This window comes from Paraburkholderia sp. SECH4 (assembly GCF_030511745.1).
Taxonomy (GTDB): Bacteria; Pseudomonadota; Gammaproteobacteria; order Burkholderiales; family Burkholderiaceae; genus Paraburkholderia; species Paraburkholderia madseniana.
This window is the reverse complement of the sequence record NZ_JALOCP010000007.1, coordinates 231,097-251,178: the sequence shown is the minus strand read 5'-3', so window position 1 is coordinate 251,178 and position 20,082 is coordinate 231,097. Positions and strand designations below refer to the sequence as shown.

18 protein-coding genes are annotated in these 20,082 nt (G+C 62.3%); 9 read left to right on the top strand and 9 right to left on the bottom strand.

Features of this window, described 5'->3' with window-relative positions:
• Positions 1-137: 137 nt before the first annotated feature.
• Positions 138-1,778, bottom strand: a complete 1,641-nt coding sequence (groL, locus tag M0D67_RS13265; protein ID WP_154560094.1) for a chaperonin GroEL — start codon at positions 1,776-1,778, stop codon at positions 138-140.
• Between the two features lie 18 nt (positions 1,779-1,796).
• Positions 1,797-2,087: a co-chaperone GroES gene (locus M0D67_RS13260; protein ID WP_007177123.1), complete on the bottom strand. Its 291-nt coding sequence runs from the start codon at positions 2,085-2,087 to the stop codon at positions 1,797-1,799.
• A gap of 290 nt (positions 2,088-2,377) precedes the next feature.
• Between M0D67_RS13260 and M0D67_RS13255 the strand changes: the two genes are divergently transcribed.
• The gene (locus tag M0D67_RS13255; protein ID WP_171926883.1) at positions 2,378-3,595 is read left to right on the top strand and encodes an acyl-CoA dehydrogenase family protein; all 1,218 of its coding nucleotides are present in this window, start codon (positions 2,378-2,380) and stop codon (positions 3,593-3,595) included.
• A gap of 55 nt (positions 3,596-3,650) precedes the next feature.
• Positions 3,651-3,995, top strand: a complete 345-nt coding sequence (locus M0D67_RS13250; protein ID WP_266238905.1) for a DUF3088 domain-containing protein — start codon at positions 3,651-3,653, stop codon at positions 3,993-3,995.
• A 147-nt stretch (positions 3,996-4,142) separates the two neighbouring features.
• Here the strand turns inward: M0D67_RS13250 and M0D67_RS13245 are convergent, their stop codons facing one another.
• The 6 genes from M0D67_RS13245 to M0D67_RS13220 form a co-directional block, all read right to left on the bottom strand.
• On the bottom strand, positions 4,143-5,090 hold the full coding sequence (locus M0D67_RS13245; protein ID WP_154560091.1) for a TauD/TfdA family dioxygenase: 948 nt from the start codon (positions 5,088-5,090) through the stop codon (positions 4,143-4,145).
• A 31-nt stretch (positions 5,091-5,121) separates the two neighbouring features.
• Positions 5,122-6,498, bottom strand: a complete 1,377-nt coding sequence (locus M0D67_RS13240; protein WP_266238904.1) for an LLM class flavin-dependent oxidoreductase — start codon at positions 6,496-6,498, stop codon at positions 5,122-5,124.
• Between the two features lie 46 nt (positions 6,499-6,544).
• On the bottom strand, positions 6,545-7,411 hold the full coding sequence (locus M0D67_RS13235) for an ABC transporter ATP-binding protein (RefSeq protein ID WP_154560089.1): 867 nt from the start codon (positions 7,409-7,411) through the stop codon (positions 6,545-6,547).
• 71 nt (positions 7,412-7,482) lie between these two features.
• A complete protein-coding gene (locus tag M0D67_RS13230) occupies positions 7,483-8,367 on the bottom strand; it encodes an ABC transporter permease (protein ID WP_171926880.1) in 885 nt (294 codons plus the stop codon).
• 48 nt (positions 8,368-8,415) lie between these two features.
• Positions 8,416-9,270, bottom strand: a complete 855-nt coding sequence (locus M0D67_RS13225) for an ABC transporter permease (RefSeq protein ID WP_171926879.1) — start codon at positions 9,268-9,270, stop codon at positions 8,416-8,418.
• Between the two features lie 16 nt (positions 9,271-9,286).
• Positions 9,287-10,354: an ABC transporter substrate-binding protein gene (locus tag M0D67_RS13220; protein WP_171926878.1), complete on the bottom strand. Its 1,068-nt coding sequence runs from the start codon at positions 10,352-10,354 to the stop codon at positions 9,287-9,289.
• A 277-nt stretch (positions 10,355-10,631) separates the two neighbouring features.
• Between M0D67_RS13220 and M0D67_RS13215 the strand changes: the two genes are divergently transcribed.
• The 7 genes from M0D67_RS13215 (at position 10,632) to M0D67_RS13185 (ending at position 18,703) form a co-directional block, all read left to right on the top strand.
• Positions 10,632-12,122, top strand: coding sequence for an MFS transporter (locus M0D67_RS13215; protein WP_171926877.1), 1,491 nt, complete (start codon positions 10,632-10,634; stop codon positions 12,120-12,122).
• A 142-nt stretch (positions 12,123-12,264) separates the two neighbouring features.
• Positions 12,265-13,713 carry a SidA/IucD/PvdA family monooxygenase gene (locus tag M0D67_RS13210; RefSeq protein WP_171926876.1) on the top strand — a complete coding sequence of 483 codons (1,449 nt, stop codon included), beginning with the start codon at positions 12,265-12,267 and terminating at the stop codon, positions 13,711-13,713.
• A 60-nt stretch (positions 13,714-13,773) separates the two neighbouring features.
• Positions 13,774-14,832 carry an ABC transporter permease gene (locus tag M0D67_RS13205; protein ID WP_171926875.1) on the top strand — a complete coding sequence of 353 codons (1,059 nt, stop codon included), beginning with the start codon at positions 13,774-13,776 and terminating at the stop codon, positions 14,830-14,832.
• Positions 14,826-15,656 (top strand): ABC transporter ATP-binding protein, encoded by an 831-nt coding sequence (locus M0D67_RS13200; RefSeq protein ID WP_154560082.1) that lies wholly within the window; start codon positions 14,826-14,828, stop codon positions 15,654-15,656. The genes M0D67_RS13205 and M0D67_RS13200 overlap by 7 nt, the downstream gene beginning before the upstream one ends.
• Positions 15,657-15,697: 41 nt before the next feature.
• The gene (locus tag M0D67_RS13195; RefSeq protein ID WP_154560081.1) at positions 15,698-16,735 is read left to right on the top strand and encodes an ABC transporter substrate-binding protein; all 1,038 of its coding nucleotides are present in this window, start codon (positions 15,698-15,700) and stop codon (positions 16,733-16,735) included.
• 116 nt (positions 16,736-16,851) lie between these two features.
• Entirely contained in the window at positions 16,852-18,120 is a 1,269-nt protein-coding gene (gene soxC, locus M0D67_RS13190; protein ID WP_171926874.1) for a sulfite dehydrogenase, read from the top strand.
• Positions 18,113-18,703 carry a c-type cytochrome gene (locus M0D67_RS13185; RefSeq protein WP_154560079.1) on the top strand — a complete coding sequence of 197 codons (591 nt, stop codon included), beginning with the start codon at positions 18,113-18,115 and terminating at the stop codon, positions 18,701-18,703. The genes soxC and M0D67_RS13185 overlap by 8 nt, the downstream gene beginning before the upstream one ends.
• A 94-nt stretch (positions 18,704-18,797) precedes the next feature.
• Here M0D67_RS13185 and M0D67_RS13180 read toward each other — a convergent pair whose 3' ends face one another.
• Positions 18,798-19,946: an acyltransferase gene (locus M0D67_RS13180; RefSeq protein ID WP_154560078.1), complete on the bottom strand. Its 1,149-nt coding sequence runs from the start codon at positions 19,944-19,946 to the stop codon at positions 18,798-18,800.
• Positions 19,947-20,082: the final 136 nt, after the last annotated feature.

The following is a 20,082-nucleotide window of genomic DNA, read 5'->3' as shown; positions in this document are numbered from 1 at the left end:
GCGGATTTGACCGGCTATGCACCGGTTGTGTGTGCCGCGCTATATCCGGCTGACACGTTTGCTCCTGTTGCAGCACGCCGGCATGCTGTGGAAAGCATGCCGGCGTGCTTGTGCGGCTAGCGCGTTGACGCTCAGAATCAGAAATCCAGTCCCGGCCCACCTGCGCCCGGACCGCCAGGCTGGCCGGCTGCCGGCGCATCCTTCGGTGCTTCGTGAACGGTGGCATCGGTGGTCAGCAGCAGACCCGCAACCGAGGCCGCGTTTTGCAGCGCCGTACGCGTGACCTTGGTCGGATCGAGCACGCCCGATTCCACGAGGTCGCCGTATTGGCCGGTCTGTGCGTTGTAGCCGAAGTTGCCCGTACCGTCGGCCACTTTCGCGACCACTACGCTGGCTTCTTCACCGGCGTTCGTCACGATCTGGCGCAGCGGTTCTTCGAGCGCGCGCAGCACGATCTTGATGCCCGCATCCTGATCGGCGTTCACACCTCTGAGTCCGCTGATGGCCTGCTTCACGCGGATCAACGCGACGCCGCCGCCCGGCACGATACCTTCTTCGACCGCAGCGCGCGTGGCGTGCAGCGCGTCGTCGACACGGTCTTTCTTTTCTTTGACTTCGATCTCGGTCGCGCCGCCCACCTTGATGACCGCCACGCCGCCCGCCAGCTTCGCCACACGTTCCTGCAGTTTTTCCCGGTCGTACTCGGAGCTTGCTTCCTCGATCTGCGTGCGGATCTGCTTCACACGCGCTTCGATGTTCTTGCTGTCGCCGGCGCCGTCGATAACCGTGGTGTTCTCCTTGCCCACCTCGATGCGCTTGGCTTGACCGAGTTCCGCAAGCGTCGCTTTCTCGAGCGACAGCCCGGTTTCTTCGGCGATCACCTGGCCGCCGGTCAGAATCGCGATGTCTTCAAGCAGGGCCTTGCGGCGGTCGCCGAAGCCCGGCGCCTTGACCGCGACGGTCTTCAGAATGCCGCGAATGTTGTTGACCACGAGCGTAGCCAGCGCTTCGCCCTCGACGTCTTCCGCAATGATCAGCAGCGGGCGCCCGGCTTTGGCGACCTGTTCCAGAATCGGCAGCAGATCGCGGATATTCGATACCTTCTTGTCGTGCAGCAGCACGAACGGGTTATCGAGCACGGCAACCTGTTTGTCCTGATCGTTGATGAAATAGGGCGACAGGTAGCCGCGGTCGAATTGCAGGCCTTCCACCACGTCGAGTTCATCGTCGAGCGACTTGCCGTCTTCCACGGTAATGACGCCTTCCTTGCCGACCCGGTCGATCGCTTCGGCGATACGCTGGCCAATCGACTCTTCGCCGTTGGCCGAGATCGTTGCGACCTGAGCGATTTCCTTGCTGGTCGTGGTCGGCTTGCTGATCTTCTTCAGCTCGTCGATCGCGGCGATCACGGCCTTGTCGATGCCGCGTTTCAGGTCCAACGGGTTGAGGCCTGCCGCGACGTATTTCTGGCCTTCACGCACGATGGCTTGCGCGAGCACGGTCGCGGTGGTGGTGCCGTCGCCGGCGGCGTCGCTGGTGCGCGAGGCAACTTCCTTCACGAGTTGCGCGCCGATGTTCTGCACGCGGTCCGGCAATTCGATTTCCTTGGCGACCGAGACGCCGTCTTTCGTCACCACCGGCGAGCCGAAGCTGCGTTCCAGCACCACGTTGCGGCCCTTCGGACCGAGCGTGACCTTGACCGCGTTGGCCAGAATGTTGACGCCTTCTACGAGCTTCGAGCGGGCGACGTCGCTAAAAATGATTTCTTTTGCTGCCATGGTTTGATGCTCCGTTCGTTATTGCGTGACGACTGCGACGACATCTTCTTCGCGCAGCACGAGCAATTCGTTGCCGTCGACTTTGACCGACTGGCCGGCGTACTTGCCGAACAGCACACGTTCGCCGACTTTCAGGTCAGGCTCGATGCGTTTGCCGTCACTATCGCGCTTGCCCGGCCCAATGGCGATCACTTCGCCCTGGTCCGGCTTTTCGGCGGCGCTTTCGGGAATGACGATGCCTGAAGCAGTTTTGGTTTCCTGGTCGAGACGCTTGACGATCAAGCGGTCATGCAAGGGACGTAGACTCATGGTTCGACTTCCGCGATTGAAATTTGGCACTCGTCGTTGGTGAGTGCTGACCGGAATCGAGTATAGAAAGATGCCGTGCGACGCTCCAATAACGGATTCATCGATCCTTATCGGCGAATGGCATTTCAGAAACGCGCATATCCATAGCTTGATTCGCTGGTTTTGCAAGGTGGGCCGCGTCCCTATACTGATCCGTCGAATCGGCACGTCCCATCGGGATGCCGATACACGCTCACAGGACAAACAGCCGGATCAAGCCTGATCCGCGCGCTTATACAAGGAATGACGGCATGCAGGTCTCTCAGGAAAGCACGGCACGTGCGCGGCTTCAGGCGGCGCTCACCGCGTTGCCGGCGCTCGCTAAAGCGATCGGCGAAGATGCCGCGCAACGCGAGGTGCGGCGCGAGTTGCCGTTCGACCGCTTCGCATTGTTTCGCGAATCGGGGCTCGGCGTGCTCCGTTTTCCGGTTGAATGGGGCGGCCTCGGCGGTTCGCTGGAAGACCTCTTCCATGTGATCGCCACGCTGGCTGCGGAAGAGTCGAATGTCGCGCATGCATTGCGGATTCATTTCGATCTGACCGAACAGTTGGTGCTGTCACCGCGCTCCGCCTTCAACGACACGCAGATCGAACGCGTACGGGAAGGGGCGATCTTCGGCGGCGCGTCGACGGAGCTTGGCACATCCAGGCCCGGTGAAATCGTCACCAGGCTGGTGCGCGACGGTGAGCACTTTCGCGTAACGGGCAAAAAATATTACTCGACCGGCACGGCGTTTTCCGACTATGCGCGCGTCAATGTGCAGGACGAGAACGATGAGAAGGTGTCGATTGTCATCCCGGTCTCACGTGAGGGCCTGCAGGTGCTCGACGATTGGGACGGGATGGGGCAGCGCATGACGGCGAGCGGCAGTCTCGTGCTCGACAACGTGCAGGTATTTGCCCATGAAATCGCAACACGCGGCTATACGAGTCTCGCAGGCCGCCATGGCAGCGCGGTGCGGCAATTGCATCTGGTAACGGTCGCGGCAGGTATCGTGCGCAACATTCTTGCGGATGCACGGCGCTACGTGACGCAATACGGGCGCCCGGTGCTGCATAGCCCGGCACCCTCGGCGCGCGAGGACGGTTTCGTGCAGCAGGTGGTAGGCGACCTCGCGGCGCACAGCCTCTCGATCGACGCGCTGGTCGTGCAAAACGCACGCGCCCTGGACCGCTCGGCAAAAGCAATCCGTAGCGGCGCAGCCAATGCGGAAGACCTCGTGCTGGAAGGGTCCTTGGCTACCGCCAAAACGCAACTGGTGGTCAGCAAGCTGGCGCTCTATGCGGGCGAGCGCCTGTTTGAAATCGGCGGGGCATCGGCCACGGGGCGAGCGCACAATTTCGACCGTCACTGGCGCAATCTGCGCACGATCTTCAGCCACAACCCGTTACTGCATAAAGCACGCGTGATCGGCGATTACGAGTTGAACGGCGTGACCACGCATCTGACTGAAGGGCGCGTTTTCTGAAATTCCTGGAAAAAACGCTGCGATCCATTTACCCATCATCCAATGACTGAATGCCATGAGCCGAGATCTGCTTTTGCTGTTGGAACCGGGCTTTACCGATCCGAACCACCCTGGTGAGCGCTTTATCTGTCCGGATGGCGCGCCTATCGAAGGTTTGCTGGCGAGCGACCCTGCGCTTAACGCACGCCTGGACATTCGCCGTCTGCCGTTTCCGCGTCCGCGCGCGGCGGTCGTGGAGGCGCTCGATGCCGAGCACCAGAGTCTGCCGGTGTTGATTTTCGGCGACGATCAGCCTGCGCCGGCAGATGCCCAGACGCTGGGCGAGAAGCGCTTCGAAACGGATACGCGCCGGACCCTCGACCTGCTTGCGCAGCGTCACGGTTTCCCCAAGGTGCATTGACGCAGCGGCTGCAAGCCGGCTTGGCGCAGTAACGGCAGTACGCGCTCACCTAATAAATTGAGGTCAGGCCGGAAATCGAAGAAACTCAGCTGCACGCCGTCGACGCAGATGAGGGCGCAGCCAGAGTTGAGTAAGTCACCGCGAGCCTCAGTTCAACGCGACTGCCGCCGCGGCGCTCACCGGCGAGCCTTCGATCGCGACCGACTGCGCACCGTCCGGGCCAACCGGCACATCGCCCACCAGCGTCGTGCGATACAACTGCCGGTCGAAGTCGAGATCGAAAATATCTGTGGGGGCGAGGTGAGCGGTCGCGCGGTTGTCCCAGAACGCTACGCTGCCGGCCTCCCATTTGAAGCGAACGGTGAACTCCGGCCGCGTCACGTGTTCCCAGAGAAGTTCGAGCAGCACCTGGCTTTCGCGCGGCGTCACGCCGACGATCGACTTCAGGAAGCTAGGGCTGACATAGAGCGCCCGCTCGCCCGTTTCCGGATGCACTCTGACGAGCGGATGCTCGGTAACGAGAATGCGTTGTTCGACGGCTTTGACGAATGCTTCCGTTCCGCTTGCGCCGGCTGGCGGCGTAAAGCGATGCAGTCCGCGCAGGCCATCGACGAACGTGCGCAACGGCGCGGAAAGCTTCTGATACGCGGCCACCAGGTTGGTCCACTGCGTATCGCCGCCGTAAGGCGGAATCGTCACGCCGCGCAGGATCGACGCCCAGGGCGGATTGACCGCGGCCGTCACATCCGTGTGCCAGCCGGTCCAGGGGCGCTGCAGCGCTTGCCCCTCAAAACGCGTTGCCTTGCGGTACTTCGAGATCGAATAGATTTCCGGATGGCCGTCGACATGGCCGAACACCGGATGTCCCAAAGTTAACTCGCCAAACTGTGCCGAGAAAGCGACGTGCTGTTCGTGCGTCAGGAACTGCTCGCGAAAGAACACGACGCGCCACTTAAGAAGCGCCGCGCGAATGTCCGCGATCTGACGTGTATCCAGTTTCTGTGTGAGATCGACACCGTGGATTTCTGCGCCGATATGCGCTGAAAGCGGGTTGACCTGAATCGACTGTACTTCCTGCAATGCGGCTGCGCTCATGCGAGGCTCCTGGCGAAGAGAACGTGTTGCGTCAATATCCCGCTACGGCGGGTAGCTGTTTTGTCTCGGCGGTATAGCGGTTTGCAGGTCGCGGCAGCCCGAGATTCTCGCGTAGCGTGCGGCCCTCGTATTCAGTGCGGAAAAGTCCGCGCCGTTGCAACTCCGGCACCACCAGTTCGGCGAATTCCGTCAACCCGCCCGGTAACCACGGCGACATGATGTTGAAGCCATCCACGCCTTCTTCTTCAAACCACTGTTGCAACTGGTCCGCGATGCTTTGCGGCGTGCCGACCACCTGCTGATGGCCGCGAGCGCCGGCAATGCGTAGATACAGATCGCGGATCGTCAGGTTTTCGCGCCGCGCGAGATCGAACAGCAAGCGTTGACGGCTCTTGCCACCGTTGGTTTCCGGCAACTCGGGCAACGGCCCGTCGACGGGATACTGGGAAAGGTCTACACCGCCCGACATATTCGACAACAGCGCCAGACCGACCGTCGGATGAATCAGGTCCTGCAGCGCGGCGAACTTCGCGTCGGCCTCTTCCTGCGTGCGGCCGACAATCGGAAAAATGCCCGGCATGATCTTCAGATGATCCGGCGAGCGGCCGTATTTCGCGAGGCGGCCTTTGACATCGCGATAGAACGACTGCGCTTCATCGAGTGTTTGATGCGCGACGAAGATCACCTCCGCGGTTTGCGCGGCGAGCTCACGTCCCGCTTCCGATGCGCCGGCCTGGACGACGACCGGCCATCCCTGCGGCGAACGCGCGACGTTTAGCGGTCCGCGCACCTTGAAGTGCTTGCCTTTGTGACCGAGCACGTGCAGTTTGTCCGGATCGAAATAGACGCCGCTTTCCTTGTCGCGGATAAACGCGTCGTCTTCCCAACTATCCCAGAGGCCTGCGACCACATCATAGAACTCGCGCGCGCGTTCATAGCGGACCGCGTGCTCCGGATGGCGTTCGAAATTGAAATTGAGCGCTTCGGATTCGGTGCTCGATGTGACGAGATTCCAGCCCGAGCGTCCGCCGCTCAGATGATCGAGCGAAACGAATTTGCGCGCGAGGTTGTACGGCTCGTTGAACGTGGTGGAGACCGTGGCGATCAGGCCCACGTGTTTCGTCACGACCGAAAGCGCGGACAGCAGCGTCAACGGCTCGAAATGATCGGCGCGCGCCGTGCGGGATAGCGAGGGTAGATTCGTGTCGCGTACGCTCACGCTGTCGGCGAAAAATATCGTGTCGAATTTGGCGCGTTCGGCGATCTGCGCCAGTTCCGCGTAGTGTGCGAAGTCGAGTCCGCCACTCGCGTGTGCATCCGGATGCCGCCATGCGGCGATATGGTGGCCTGTCTCCATCAGGAAGGCGCCTAGTTTGATCTGCCGCTTCTGGCGATTTTCACCGCTCATCGTTCTCTCCGCGAAGGGTTTGTGTGTATGGGGGATGCCGCGGGTGTCACCACGCGAGCCGCCATTCGGTGATCGGTGGATTCGCTACTGGAATGCGCGTGCCGCCGTGTGGCGTGTCATCGTCGTGAGGCTCATGGCGCGCGGCGTCGTACTCGGCGAAGTCGGCCAGCACTTCGTCGCGCAAATGAATGAAGCGGGGATCGTTACGCTCGCGTGGACGCGGCAGAGCGACATCGACAATCCGTTTGATGCGGCCCGGCCGCGGCGCCATGGTGACGACGCGGTCGCCGAGGTAGAGCGCTTCGTCGACGTCGTGCGTGACGAGAATCATCGTGATGCGTTCGTGTTCCCAGATGCGTTGCAACTCGTTTTGCAGGCGGCCGCGCGTGAGCGCATCGAGCGCGCCGAACGGTTCGTCGAGCAGGAGCACGCGCGGGCGGTTCACGAGACCGCGTGCGATCGCCACACGCTGCGCCATGCCGCCCGATAACTGATGCGGATACGCATTCTCGAAGCCGTTCAGGCCGACGAGCGCGATATGCTGCGCGACCGCATCGCGCTTTTCTCGTGCCGACAGCGGCGCGTTACGCAACGCGGCGAGAATGTTTTGCGACGCCGTGAGCCACGGAAACAGGCGGTGATCCTGAAACACGATGCCGCGCTCGAGCGAGGTATCGCGCACCTTTTCTCCGGCAACGACGATGTCGCCGCTGTAATCGGTGTCCAGTCCCGCGATCAGCCGCAGCAAGGTCGATTTTCCGCAACCGCTCGAACCGAGCACGCTGACAAATTCGCCGGGGCGCACCCGCAGGCTGATGTCGTCGAGCACCGCAAGCGATGTGCCGCCTTGCTGCGTATAGCGCTTGCTGACGTGGAGAATGTCGATGCTGTCGGAAAGCGTGGAGGAAGTCATGTGCGGACCTTGATCTGTAATCTGTGTTCAGTGCAAATTCAGTGCATAGCCGGTGAATATCGGCTGCGTGCTTATCGAGCGGCCGCCTGTGAACGGCGCGCAAAGATCGCTCGCTCCACCGCGCGCGCCAGCGCGTTCAACGCCCAACCGGTCACACCGACCACGATCACGCCGAACAGCACCAGATCCATGCGGAACTGCTCACTGCCGTCGATCAGCGTATTGCCGATCCCGCTGCCTGCCACCAGCAGATATTCCGCGCCAAGGGTGGCGAGCCACGAATAGATCAGCGCGAGATAGAGTCCGGTGAAAATCGACGGCAACGCGGCCGGCAGAATGACAGCGCGGATCAATTGCCAGCGCGAATAGCGAAAAGCGCGCGCGACTTCGATGTAGGCGCGCGGCACGGCGTGAATACCGTCACATGTATGCGCGGCGACCGGCAGCAACGCGGCGAGCGAGAGGAACACGACTTTCGCTGCGTCGCCGAGACCGAACCACACGGAAATCAGCGGAATCCATGCAAACAGGGAGATCTGCTTGAACGTGTCGAAGCTCGGGCCAATCATGCGTGTGGCGAGCCGCGAGAAGCCGAGCACACTGCCAAGCAACAGGCCGCCAAGCGTGCCGATCACGAAACCGCTCGCTTCACGCGCGAGCGAGGCGGAAAGGGCCTTGAAAAGCGCGCCGCTGACGATTTGCTGCCAGGCGGTGGCCATCACCTGCGCGGGGCTGACCAGCAAGCCGCTCTTGACGACGTGTGCTTCCGAGATCGCCCACCAGATCGCAATGGCGACGATGGGCAAGACGGCGCCGCGCCAGTCGACGCGTGTGAGCAGGGGCCGGCGCGCACGCGCCGCGCGCTGGAAGGAGGCGGGCACGTTACTACCGCAGTCACAGGACGCATCGGCTGACTGTTTCGATCCGGCAGGCCGCTTAAAGAGAGCAAGACTCATCGTGGATACCTCATATGCGGTGCGTGGCAGCAATCGGCGCCATTACCATTACTCGCGAAACGCCGACGGTTGACCGCGCCGCAAACGCGCTTCGAGCGCGTCGAGCGAACGATTCATCGCGTAACCGATGGCCCCGACCACGACCACCGAGGCCATCACCAGGTCGAGCTGGAACAGTTGCCGGCCGTAGACGATCAGATAGCCGAGCCCTTCGGAAGAGGCCACCAGTTCGACCACCACCAGTGCGAGCCAGGCCTTGGTGAACGCGAGCCGCACGCCGGTGGCGAGCGTCGGCACGGCAGCGGGCAGGACGAGATAGACGATCCGTTGCCAGCGGTTGTATTCGAAGACGCGCGCGACTTCATCGAGCGAGGCGGGTGTCTGGCGGAATCCTTGCAGCGTGCTCAATGTCACGGGAACAAGCGCGGCATGTGCGATCAGGATGTATTTGAGCGGCTCGCCGACACCGACGAGCAGCAGTAGAAACGGCAGCCAGCCGAGCACCGGGATCTGCACGAGCGCATTGAAGCTCGGCAACACGTAGGCCTCGAAAGTGCGCGACAGGCCGAGCGCCGCGCCGAGCACATAACCGACCAAGGTGCCCGCAACGAAGCCGAGCAGCACGCGCTGGAGACTGATGAGCGTATTGCTTGCGAGATCGCCGTTGCGTGTCAACTCGACAAAGGTGTCGAACACCCGCTCAGGTGGCGGCAAAATCTGCGGCGCGATCCAGCCGCGCTCGCAACCGGTCGCCCATAAGGCGAGCAGGACGACTGGCAATACCCACGGCGCGAGATGCCAGGCGAGTGCGCGCAGGCGCGCATTGCGATAGAGCGGCGCGCGCGGCGCCGCGGCGGCGTGGCCGAGCCGTTCGCTATCGACCGGAAATGCGGTTTCGCTCATCGTGATCGCTCCCGTTTTAGCTGAGCGGCTTGCCGGCAGCGTCGTAGCGAGTCCAGTAGTGGTCGAGTTTTTGCGCGCGCAGCGCGTTGTCGAGATATTTCGTCTCGAACCAGCCGTCGACCTGGACGGGTTGGCGGATCAGTTTGAGTTTCAGCGCATCCGCCGCGACCGCTTTATAGCGCGCGACGACAAACGGGTCGATCAACGGCGAATTGCGGTCTTTCAGACTTTGATTCGCGAACTCGGCCTGCCATGAGGAATAGGGCACGCCGCTTTTGGCCCACAGCTTGAAGAGCGCGTCGCGGTTCGCCTCATCCGACGACCATTGCGCGCCCTGAACGAACACGTTGACGACGCGTTGCACGACATCCGGATGCGCGTTATCGAAATCGTCGAGTACCAGCAGATGCGCTTGACGCGTGAATTGCGGCCCATCGTTCTGCGATTCGTAGACGATTTTCGCGAGGCCCTGGTCGCGCAGCTTGTACAGGTGGTAGTCGTTGACCGACGCGTCGATCCCCTTGGACGCCAGCGCGGCGAGCGAGCTGGCGGTGTCGAGATTGATCACGCGCAGGTCGCGCTCTTCGAGCTGATTGGCGGCGAGCGCGTTGTCGGCGACCAGTTGCAGATTGGTGCCGCGAAAGATGGAGACGCGGCGGCCTTTGAGGTCCTTGATCGAACGCACGTCCGAATCCGTGGGTACGGCGATCTTGATACCGGTACGCACGCCCGAGGCGAGCAGGAGGTGAGTCTTCAGGCCGTTGGCGCGGGCGAGTACTGCAGGCAGATCGCCCTGAAAGGCGAAGTCGAGTGACTTGTCGGCAATCGCTTCATTCACGGCCGGGCCGGCGCCTTTGAAGAACAGCCATTCGACCTTGATGCCGTCGGCGGCGAATTCCTTTTCGAGCGACTGCTGCAATTGCACGGTCGCCGCGGGGGTGCCGCCGAAGGTAGGCGGGTCGCCCGTGCCCTGCTGCGCAACGCCGATCCGGATCACGGCGGGTTTGTCAGCATAGGCGTGAACCGCGGCAAGCGACAGGGTTGCCACGGCAACGAAAGATTTCAGCAGACGGAAATAGCGCATGCGGCGATACCGATGGATGGAAGAGAATGGAGTGCAAATGCTCAGATGGGCAGAGAGCTGGCACTACACGTTAGATTCGCGTGCCTTCGAATCCAACCAATCATTGCTGATAAGAAAATCTGCAGTAGTTCGAACCACGTTGCCTAAAAGGGTCCGTGCGGCACTGGCGCGGTGCAAGTGCGTGATTCCCGATTTGCATAGTTAAATTCGTCGTTTTGCGTGCGTGGATTGCATGGCTACCATGCGACGCTTCAGCCATTCATGCGAACGCGAGATCATGTCCACTGTTGCTTTTCCATCTACCGTCGCCGACCCGCAAGCGCCTGCGGGTAACACAGCGTCTCCCACTGTCATCCGTAGCGCACAGGATGTTTCGCGCATCGTCAATGCGGGCGCTGCAAAGGGCAGTAACGCACGTATCGTGATTGCGATCGCCCTGGGTGGAGTCTTTCTCGATGCTTACGACCTGACGTCGCTTGCTTACGGGATCAAGGACATCGCGCGCCAGTTTTCGCTGTCGCCGGTTCAGGTGGGATTCGTCTCGTCGGCGATCACGTTCGGCGCGATCCTCGGCGCGCTGTTCGGCGGGTATCTGACTGATCGCATCGGCCGTTATCGCGTGTTCATGGCCGATATGCTCTTCTTCGTGGTGGCGGCGATCGCAGCCGGTCTTGCGCCGAATGCGTGGGTGCTCGGCGGGGCGCGCTTTCTGATGGGCTTCGGCGTGGGGCTCGATCTGCCGGTGGCGATGGCGTTTCTCGCCGAGTTCTCGCGGGTGGCGGGCAAGGGCAACAAGGCGGCCAGTGTCGCCGCGTGGTGCCCCGCATGGTACGCGGCCACGAGCACCTGCTATCTGCTGATTCTCGGGCTGTACGCGATTCTGCCCGAGCATCAGCTTGGTTGGTTATGGCGTCTGACGCTCGCGTTCGGTGCGGTACCGGCCATCGTGATTATTCTCGTGCGCAGCCGCTATATCAGCGAATCGCCTGTTTGGGCAGCGAATCAGGGCGATCTCGAGGAGGCCGCGCGCATTCTGAAGCGCTCGTATGGCGTCGACGCAGTGGTTGAACGAAGCGCGACGCCGGTCAAGGCGCCGCGTGCGGCATCGTGGCGCAACTATGGGGTCCTGTTCAACGCCACTTACCGGCGCCGCACGATTCTTGCCGCGGTGATCGGCAGTGCTTCATCGTTCGGTTACAACGCGATCATTTTCGGCTTGCCGGTGATCATTACCAGCTTCTTTCATCAGGGGCCGCTTACGACGATCATCGCGGCGCTCTCGCTGAATCTGGCATTTGCGTTTGTGGGTGGGCTGATCGGCGTGCGCACCGCACCGACCGTCGGCGCGTGGAAGATGACCGTGCTCGGACACTCGCTGCAGTTCGCCTCGCTTATTGGGCTCGCGCTGATCGGCAAACCGGGCAGCGGCGCGCTTGTGGTGGTCGCGATCCTGTTGCTCGGCGGCTATCTGTTCGGGCAAGGTTTCGGACCAGGCTCCCATTCGATGACCTATGCGTCGCTGAGCTATCCGACCTCGCTGCGCGGAATCGGCGTGGGTTTCAACCAGACCTTGGTGCGTTCCGCGTCGACGGTCTCGCTGTTTCTGTTCCCGGTTCTGGCTGCGGCGTTCGGTACGAAGGTCTTCTGGCTGATCGCCATTGCGCCGCTGAGCTCGCTGCTCGTGCTGCTGGCGATCCGTTGGGAGCCGTCGGGGTACGACATCGACGCCGAGGACTACGCGGATTCAGGGGTGACGTCACGAGCGTAGGGTGCCTCGAAACAAATAAGCAAAGCGAAATTTGTTGGTTTGGGTAAGCCTGCGGCGCCGCGATACTTGATCGTCCGATGCTCACGCCATTCGATTTCGACGCATCCGTCTGCTGTTCAACTCCCAGACCGAAACCGACACCATGACGCAATCCAATCACCCTGATCAGCCTGCGCTCGACACACTGCGGCTGATTGGTCCCGCACCCGCGAACTGGGTCCCGCCGCGCGATGGCATCGACCATAACGTGGTGGTTGTCGGCGGTGGACAGACCGGCGCGGCGTTCGCTTTCGCCTTGCGGCGCGCCGGCATCGGTCAGGTCAGCGTGATCGACGCCGCTGCCGATGAAGGCCAAGCGGGCGTCTGGTTGAATCGCGCCCGCATGAACAAGCTGCGCACCCCTAAATCATTGGTGGGCCCCGAGGCGGGTCTGCCGGGGCTGAGCTTTCAGGCATGGTATGAAGCGCGCTTCGGCGCCGCTTCGTATGCGGAGATCGACCGGATTCCTCGCACGCGTTGGGCAGAATATCTCGCGTGGTACCGGCATTTCCTCGAAATTCCGATTCGCTACGGCACACGGCTTACGCGAATCGAACCTACGGGTGGGCATTTTCGTTTGCATCTGGAAGTACGCGATGGCGCCACGGTGCGCAATATCGTGGAGACGGCACGCAAGATCGTCCTCGGCAACGGCGTTGCGGGTAACGGCGGGCCGAACATTCCTGCTGTGCTGAAGAGCCTTCCGCCGACACTTCGTGCTCACACCTCCGAGGCGATCGATTTCGCTGCGCTGCGCGGCAAATCCGTGGCGGTGATCGGCGGCGCGGCGTCCGCATTCGATGCGGCAGGCACGGCGCTCGAAGCCGGCGCAGGGCAGGTGCATCTGTTCGTGCGGCGTGAGTGGATCGCGTCGGTGCCGGTGACTCGCACACGCGCCTATCCCGGCGCGTACGACAACTATTTCCATCTGCCTGACGCGATTCGCTGGTCGCAGGCGCGACGCTTCCGCGTTGCCGGTTCGACGCCGCCAGTCGACGCCCTGGAGCGCGTCACACGCTTTCCGAACTTTCATCTACATCTCGGCGCGCCGTGGGCACATGCAAGCGTCAGAGACGAGCGCGTGGAGACCGACGTGGCGGGTGAGTCGTTCGCATTCGATTTCGTCATTGCCGGCACGGGCTATGTGATCGATCCGGCGTTGCGGCCGGAGTTGGCACAGATCGCCGGGCATATCCGCCTGTGGCGCGATCAATACGTGCCCGCCGCAGGCGATAGCGACGACGCGCTGGGCGCGCATCCGTATCTCGGCGCCGCGCTCGAATACCTCGAGAAGGTCGAGGGCGAAGCGCCTTATCTGAAGCATATCCACGTCTACAACCCGGCGGCCTTCGTCAGTTTCGGATTGCCGGTCGGTGACGTGCCGAGCATGAAGCGCGATATTCCCGCCGTGGTGCAGCGAATCAGCCGCGATCTGTTTCTCGCCGATCTGGACGCGCATGAAGCACGGATTCACGGCGACATCGCCGCGGATTTCGACGATTCAGTCTACGCACAGAGCGTCTGGCAGCGCGACAGGGTCGACGTCGCGTGAGGTGGACCCGAGCAAGCGCATGGTCACGATAATTCAATAAGGCGAGAGGCAGGAGCCGCTATGTCCACGCAGTTCGAATCGATCACGACAGGAACGCCGGCCATCGGCACGGACGTCGTTGACATCAACCGCGCCGTAACACGGCGTGGGCTCTCACGCAGTGTTCTGATTGCGGGCCTCGCTGCCATAGCGTGGTTCGGCAGCGCGGCGCTGACCGAATGGTGGCCGAGTGCCGACGACTGGCCGTATACGAAAGAATTCGTCGCGTTGAAGCTGGTGCTCGCGGCATTTGCTGTTGCGACGACCGTCGCGGGATGGCGCAATCCGTCCACTCAGGCGACGACGCCCACGCGCACCAGCGCATGGCTTGGGGCAATGCCATGGTTGCTCGCGCTGGCGCTCGGCGTGAGCGCATGGGAAGCGATCACCGCACAACTCGAGTGGCTGCCGCGGCCCTTTTTCGCGCCACCGCAAGCGCTGATCGGCGTCTACGCCGAAGACTACCCGCGGCTTGGTTCGAGCGTCGTTCATTCGTTTGGACTACTCGCCTATGGCTACGTGTTAGGCGCGGCTGCTGGCTTCGTGACTGGCGTGAGCATTGGCTGGTCGCAGGCCGTGAGCTACTGGGTTCATCCGGTCCTGCGCCTGATCGGGCCACTGCCGGCTACCGCGTGGTTGCCGCTGGCGTTCTTCTTCTTTCCGTCGAGCTTCAGCGCGAGTGTGTTCCTGATCGCGCTGGCGACCGCTTTCCCGGTCGCAGTGCTGACCTGGTCGGGCGTAGCCGGCGTCAACTCGGCCTATTACGACATCGCGCGCACGCTCGGCGCGCGGCCCGCTTTCCTGATTCTGCGCGTGGCGATTCCGGCGGCGCTGCCGTCGGTCTTCGTCGGTTTGTTCATGGGTCTTGGCGCATCGTTTTCGGTGTTGATCGTCGCGGAAATGATGGGCGTGAAAGCGGGGCTTGGCTGGTATCTGCAATGGGCCCAAGGCTGGGCAGCCTACTCGAATATGTATGCCGCGCTGCTCGTAATGGCGCTGATGTGCTCCGGTCTGATCACCTTGCTGTTTCGTGTGCGTGATCGCCTGCTGGCCTGGCAAAAGGGATTGCTCAAATGGTAGCCGTACCCGAAGTGTTGAATCAGTCGGCCGCTGCTCGGCCGGTCCGCGACGGCGCGCGCATTGACGTGCGCCACGTCAGTCATCAATTCGCGCTGCGTGGCGCCGCGTTGCCGGTGCTGCACGACGTCAGCTTTACGGTCGAGCCGGGCGAGTTCGTCGCGCTGCTCGGCCCGAGTGGTTGCGGCAAGTCCACCTTGCTGCGGCTGGTCGCTGGACTCGATACGCCGACGCAGGGCAGCGTGCAGGCAGATGGAGCTGCAATTGTCGGTCCCGATCCGTCGCGTGTGGTGGTGTTTCAGGACCCGACCTTGTACCCATGGCGCACAGTGCGCGGCAATGTCGGGGTCGGTCCGCAGGCGCAGCGCGAACGCTTCGCGCGACGCAGCGGTCCGCAAGAGAAGCAGGCGCAGCAACGGATCGACGCCGCACTGGAGTTAGTCGGCCTTAGTGAATTCGCTGAAGCGTTTCCGCATCAATTATCGGGTGGCATGGCGCAGCGCGTGGCGCTGGCCCGCGCGCTCGTCAACGATCCGGCGCTGCTGGTGCTGGACGAGCCGTTCGGCAAGCTCGACTCCCTCACACGTATCCGCATGCAAGGTGAACTCGCGCGGCTCTGGCTGGACGCCCGCTTTTCCGTGTTGCTGGTGACGCACGACGTCGAAGAGGCGCTCCTGCTCGCCGACCGCGTGATCGTTTTCAGCGAGCGGCCGGCGCGTGTGGTCGCCGAAGTGCGTAACGACGCGCCGTATCCGCGCCATCGCGACGATCCGAAACTGGTGGCGCTGCGCCGCGAGGTGCTCGCCCAGCTCGGACTCGACACCTGAACGAATAGAACAATCGATAACGACCAGAGGAACAGTCAACCATGAATCCCTACGATGAATCTCCGCTGAGTCCGGCCCGCCGCGCGTGGTTGCGCAAGACGGCCTGGACCGCGGGCGCGGCGGCGCTCGGTGGTGCGTCGCTGATACCGGGAACGCTCGCGTTTGCTCAAACGCCGCAGGCTCCGCTTAAGCCCCTCAAGCTTTCCTGGAACGCGGGCGCGATCTGTACCGCGCCTGTTGCCGTTGCTGTGAAGCAGGGCTTTTTCGAGCGACACGGTTTACAGGTGGAACTCGTGAATTTTTCAGGGTCGACCGATCAGTTGCTCGAAGCAATCGCGACGGGCAAGTCCGATGCGGGTGTCGGCATGGCGCTGCGTTGGATCAAGCCGCTGGAGCAGGGCTTCGATGTGAAACTGACGGCCGGGATTCACGGCGGGTGCATGCGTTTGCTGGCCACGCGCGCGTCGGGCATCGTCGATGTGGCGGGACTGAAGGGGCGTACGATCGGCGTGAGCGATATGGCGAGTCCGACCAAGAATTTCTTCGCCATCGTGTTGAAGAAGATCGGCGTCGATCCGGAGCGCGATGTGAACTGGCGCCAGTATCCGGCGAACCTGCTCGGCGAAGCGCTGAAGAAGGGCGAAGTGCAGGCGATCGCGGATGGCGACCCGACGATCTGGTCGATCCGCGAATCCGACCACCTGTATGAGGTGTCGAACAATCTGTGCGGTGAATATCAGACGCGTTCGTGCTGCGTGCTCGGCGTGCGCGGTACGCTGGTGCGAAAGGATCGCGCCACCGCGCAGGCGTTGACGCAGGCGCTGCTCGAAGCGACGGAGTGGACTGCGAATCATCCTGCGGATGCCGCCGCGATTTTCTCGGTCTATACGCCGTCCGCCGATGTGAGCCAGTTGGCGGCGATGCTCAAGAGCCATACCGATCGCCACCATCCGGTTGGGGATGCGTTCAAGAAGGAGATCTCGCTTTATGCCGACGATCTGAAGGCGGTCGGCGTGCTTAACAGCGGGACTGATTCCAACCGTCTCGCGGATCGGGTGTTCTCGAACGTGCTGGCTTAACGGCGCCCCGTATCCGTCTGATATGCCGTCTGCGTCGATCGATAGTCGAATTTATCGTTTGGCCATGGCGGAAGGCATCGTTACGCTAATCGGCTTGCCTATGATGCGCCGACGCCATGATGAATCCGCACAACTCCCCGCCGTCGCGCGGCCGCCGTCGACTGCTGGGTCGCCTGGCGGCCGGCGGCCTGGTCGCTTCTCAAGCTGCTACCGCAAGTGAATTGCTCAAGCCGCTCGCGGTCGCGCAATCGAGCCGCGTGCCCGGTGCGCCCGTTCTCGAACATCCATACGGTGTGCCGTCACCGTATGAGGCGAATGTCGTGCGGCGGAGTGCGCACGCGTGGCCACTGCCCGGCGCGGCTTCGTCGATGACGCCGCTCGCCGATCTGCACGGCACGCTCACACCCAACGGCCTGGTCTACGAACGTCATCACGGCGGCGTGCCCGACATCGACCCCGATCAGCATCGGCTGGCCATTCACGGCCTTGTACGCACGCCGAAACTGTTCACGATGGACGATCTGCTGCGCCTGCCGTCCGAATCGCGGATTCATTTTCTCGAATGCTCCGGTAATACCGGCAATGAATGGAATGGCCCGAGCGGCATGCCGGTGCAACTCACGCATGGTTTGTTGTCGTGCTGCGAATGGACCGGGGTGCGTTTGTCGACTTTGCTCGAAGAGGTGGGCGGTGTGACGGCGTCCGGCAACACAAGCGGCGGCGGCTGGTTGCTGGCCGAAGGCGCGGACGCCGCTGCGATGACGCGCAGCTTGCCGCTCGAACGGATACTCGATCGCGCTCTCGTGGTCTATGCGCAAAACGGCGAACGCTTGCGCCCCGAGAGCGGCTATCCGTTGCGTCTGATCGTTCCCGGCTTCGAGGGGAATACGAACGTCAAGTGGCTGCGCCGGCTGAAGGTGGTCGACGCGCCGTTGCAAACGCGCGAGGAAACGTCGAAGTACACCAGCCTGCTCGCGAACGGCACCGCGCGTCAGTTTGCGTTCGAGATGGACGCGAAGTCGGTGATCACGCGGCCGTCGCCGGGACATCGTCTCACCACGCACGGCTATTACCCGATCACCGGTCTGGCCTGGTCCGGACGCGGGACGATCCGCAAGGTGGAGGTGTCGACCGACGGCGGCGCGACGTGGCGTCCCGCGCGTCTGGACGGTGCGATCCTGGATCGTGCGCTGACGCGCTTTCAGGCGGACTGGCGTTGGGATGGCGGCGCTGCCGTGATTCTTTCGCGCGCCACCGATTCGACCGGCTATGTGCAACCGACCCGTGCCGAACTCGTCGCCGCGCGCGGCCTGAATTCGCAGTATCACTACAACGCGATCCAGCAATGGCGAGTGGATGCAAGCGGCGAGGTGCGTAATGCGTGATGGCCGCCGTTTGAGAGGTATGCCGGCGCGAACGGCACGGACCGCGCTGGCTGTGCTGGTGTCGCTCTCGGCGCTGGCATCGTGCTCATCGATCGCGCCGGGTGACCAGAGCGCCAGGTCGATCCACGAGATCGGCACGCCGCTCACGGATCAGGACCTCGCCGCCTGGAACATCGACATCGCGCCGGATGGCCGCGGCCTGCCTGCGGGCAGCGGCGACGTCGCCACTGGCGCGCACATATTCGCCGCGAAATGCGCGGCGTGCCACGGCGCGCATGGCGAGGGCGGTCTCGGCGATCAACTGGTCGGCGGGCAGGGCACACTGACCAGCGCGAAGCCGAAGCGCACCGTGGGCAGCTACTGGCCCTATGCGACGACGCTGTTCGACTATATCCGCCGCGCGATGCCTTACAACGCGCCCGAATCGCTTTCCGCCGACGAGGTGTACGCGCTCAGCGCATTTCTGCTCAACCAGAACGGCATCGTGCCGGCGAATACGCGGCTCGACGCAGCCTCGTTGCCGCGTGTGGCGATGCCCAATCGTGGCGGTTTCGTGGCTGATCCGCGTCCGGGGCAGCTATGAGGCGCTCGCGCTGATCGGATGGTCCGGGAGCGGGCCCGAAGCGACGCTAACTGATATTGCCGGCTCGCTCATGCAGTCGTTTTATGCAGTGGCGTCAAGCGGCTGGTGCAGCAGGCGCATTCGGCGTGTATTTCCGCAGCCGCTGGGAAATCAGATGCGAAGGCTTTTCGATCATCCGGTAAAACGCATAACTGATGGCGAATGCCAACGCCACCTGTACGAACCATGCGAATCGGGACGTCTCGTCGAATCGGGTCATTTCCAGCAGGGCGAGCGCCATCTTGTGGCAAAGATAGAGGCTATAGGACCACGCGCCAAAAGTAGCCAGTCTGGACCAGACGCCGCTTCTGGACGGCGTGGCAGTCTCCGCCGCGATCCAGACTGCCGCCAGGAACTGAAATAGCGGAAGCGTGATATCGGGCGTAATCAACGGCACAACGGCCGGTTTGAGATTCGATTCGGACAGCAAAATCATAATGGCCGCCCCGGCCGCGACAATTACCACTCTCAGCGCAACCAGGTGATTCGCGAGAAAACGGGTGCTTCGATCAAGGCCGCGCTTGATCATCAGGGTAAGCGGCGAATATGCGCCACGGATGTGGAACTGCTCCGCGTTGCGCTGAGTCTCCGCGATCAGGCAGCCGAAGATCCATCCAGCCGCATACAGTAAAGCCGTACCCGGAACGCCATACGTCTCAATGACGCAGCCGTGGCAAACCGGGTGCCCGATCAGACGAACCACGGCCACCATCACGCCTGCCGCAACCGCGCAGCCAACGATCATTTCGCCGATGTAGCGAAAGCGGGCGCGCAGGAGCGGATAAGCGGCGTAATACACCATCTCGCAGTAGAGCGACCACAGTACGGATTCCAGATAGTCCTGTCCGGTCGGCAAAGGTTGAACGAGGCACAGCAGGATGACCAGCGGTAATCCAATGCGGATGAATCTGGATGCGTAATAGTTGATCGGCTTTAGCGTCACATCCTTTTGATATGCGTTGTGGATGCAATAGCCGGAAATGACAAAGAAGACGATGACGGCGGCAGGGCCCGCGAACAGCGCTGTCGAGCCGGACCACAATGCGCCGCCGAGGATGGCGAGTTGATGAGACAGAAGTTCTTTAAACGCGGGGGGCTTGAAGTGATACATCAGGACCCAGAAAGCCGCGAGGAATCGAATCGCGTCGATCTTTAGCGACTTATTCAGATTCGCGGACGCTGACAAATTCAAGGTGATCGCCATTTTTGCCCCTTCTTCTATTCAGGCTGCGGCGATCTTACGTCTGTCATCAACAACAAAAATCGAAAAAAATGGGGAAATAAATGTCCCACCAGGCCTCAGTAAAATGCAATGCCGGACGATTGTTTTTGTCAGCGTC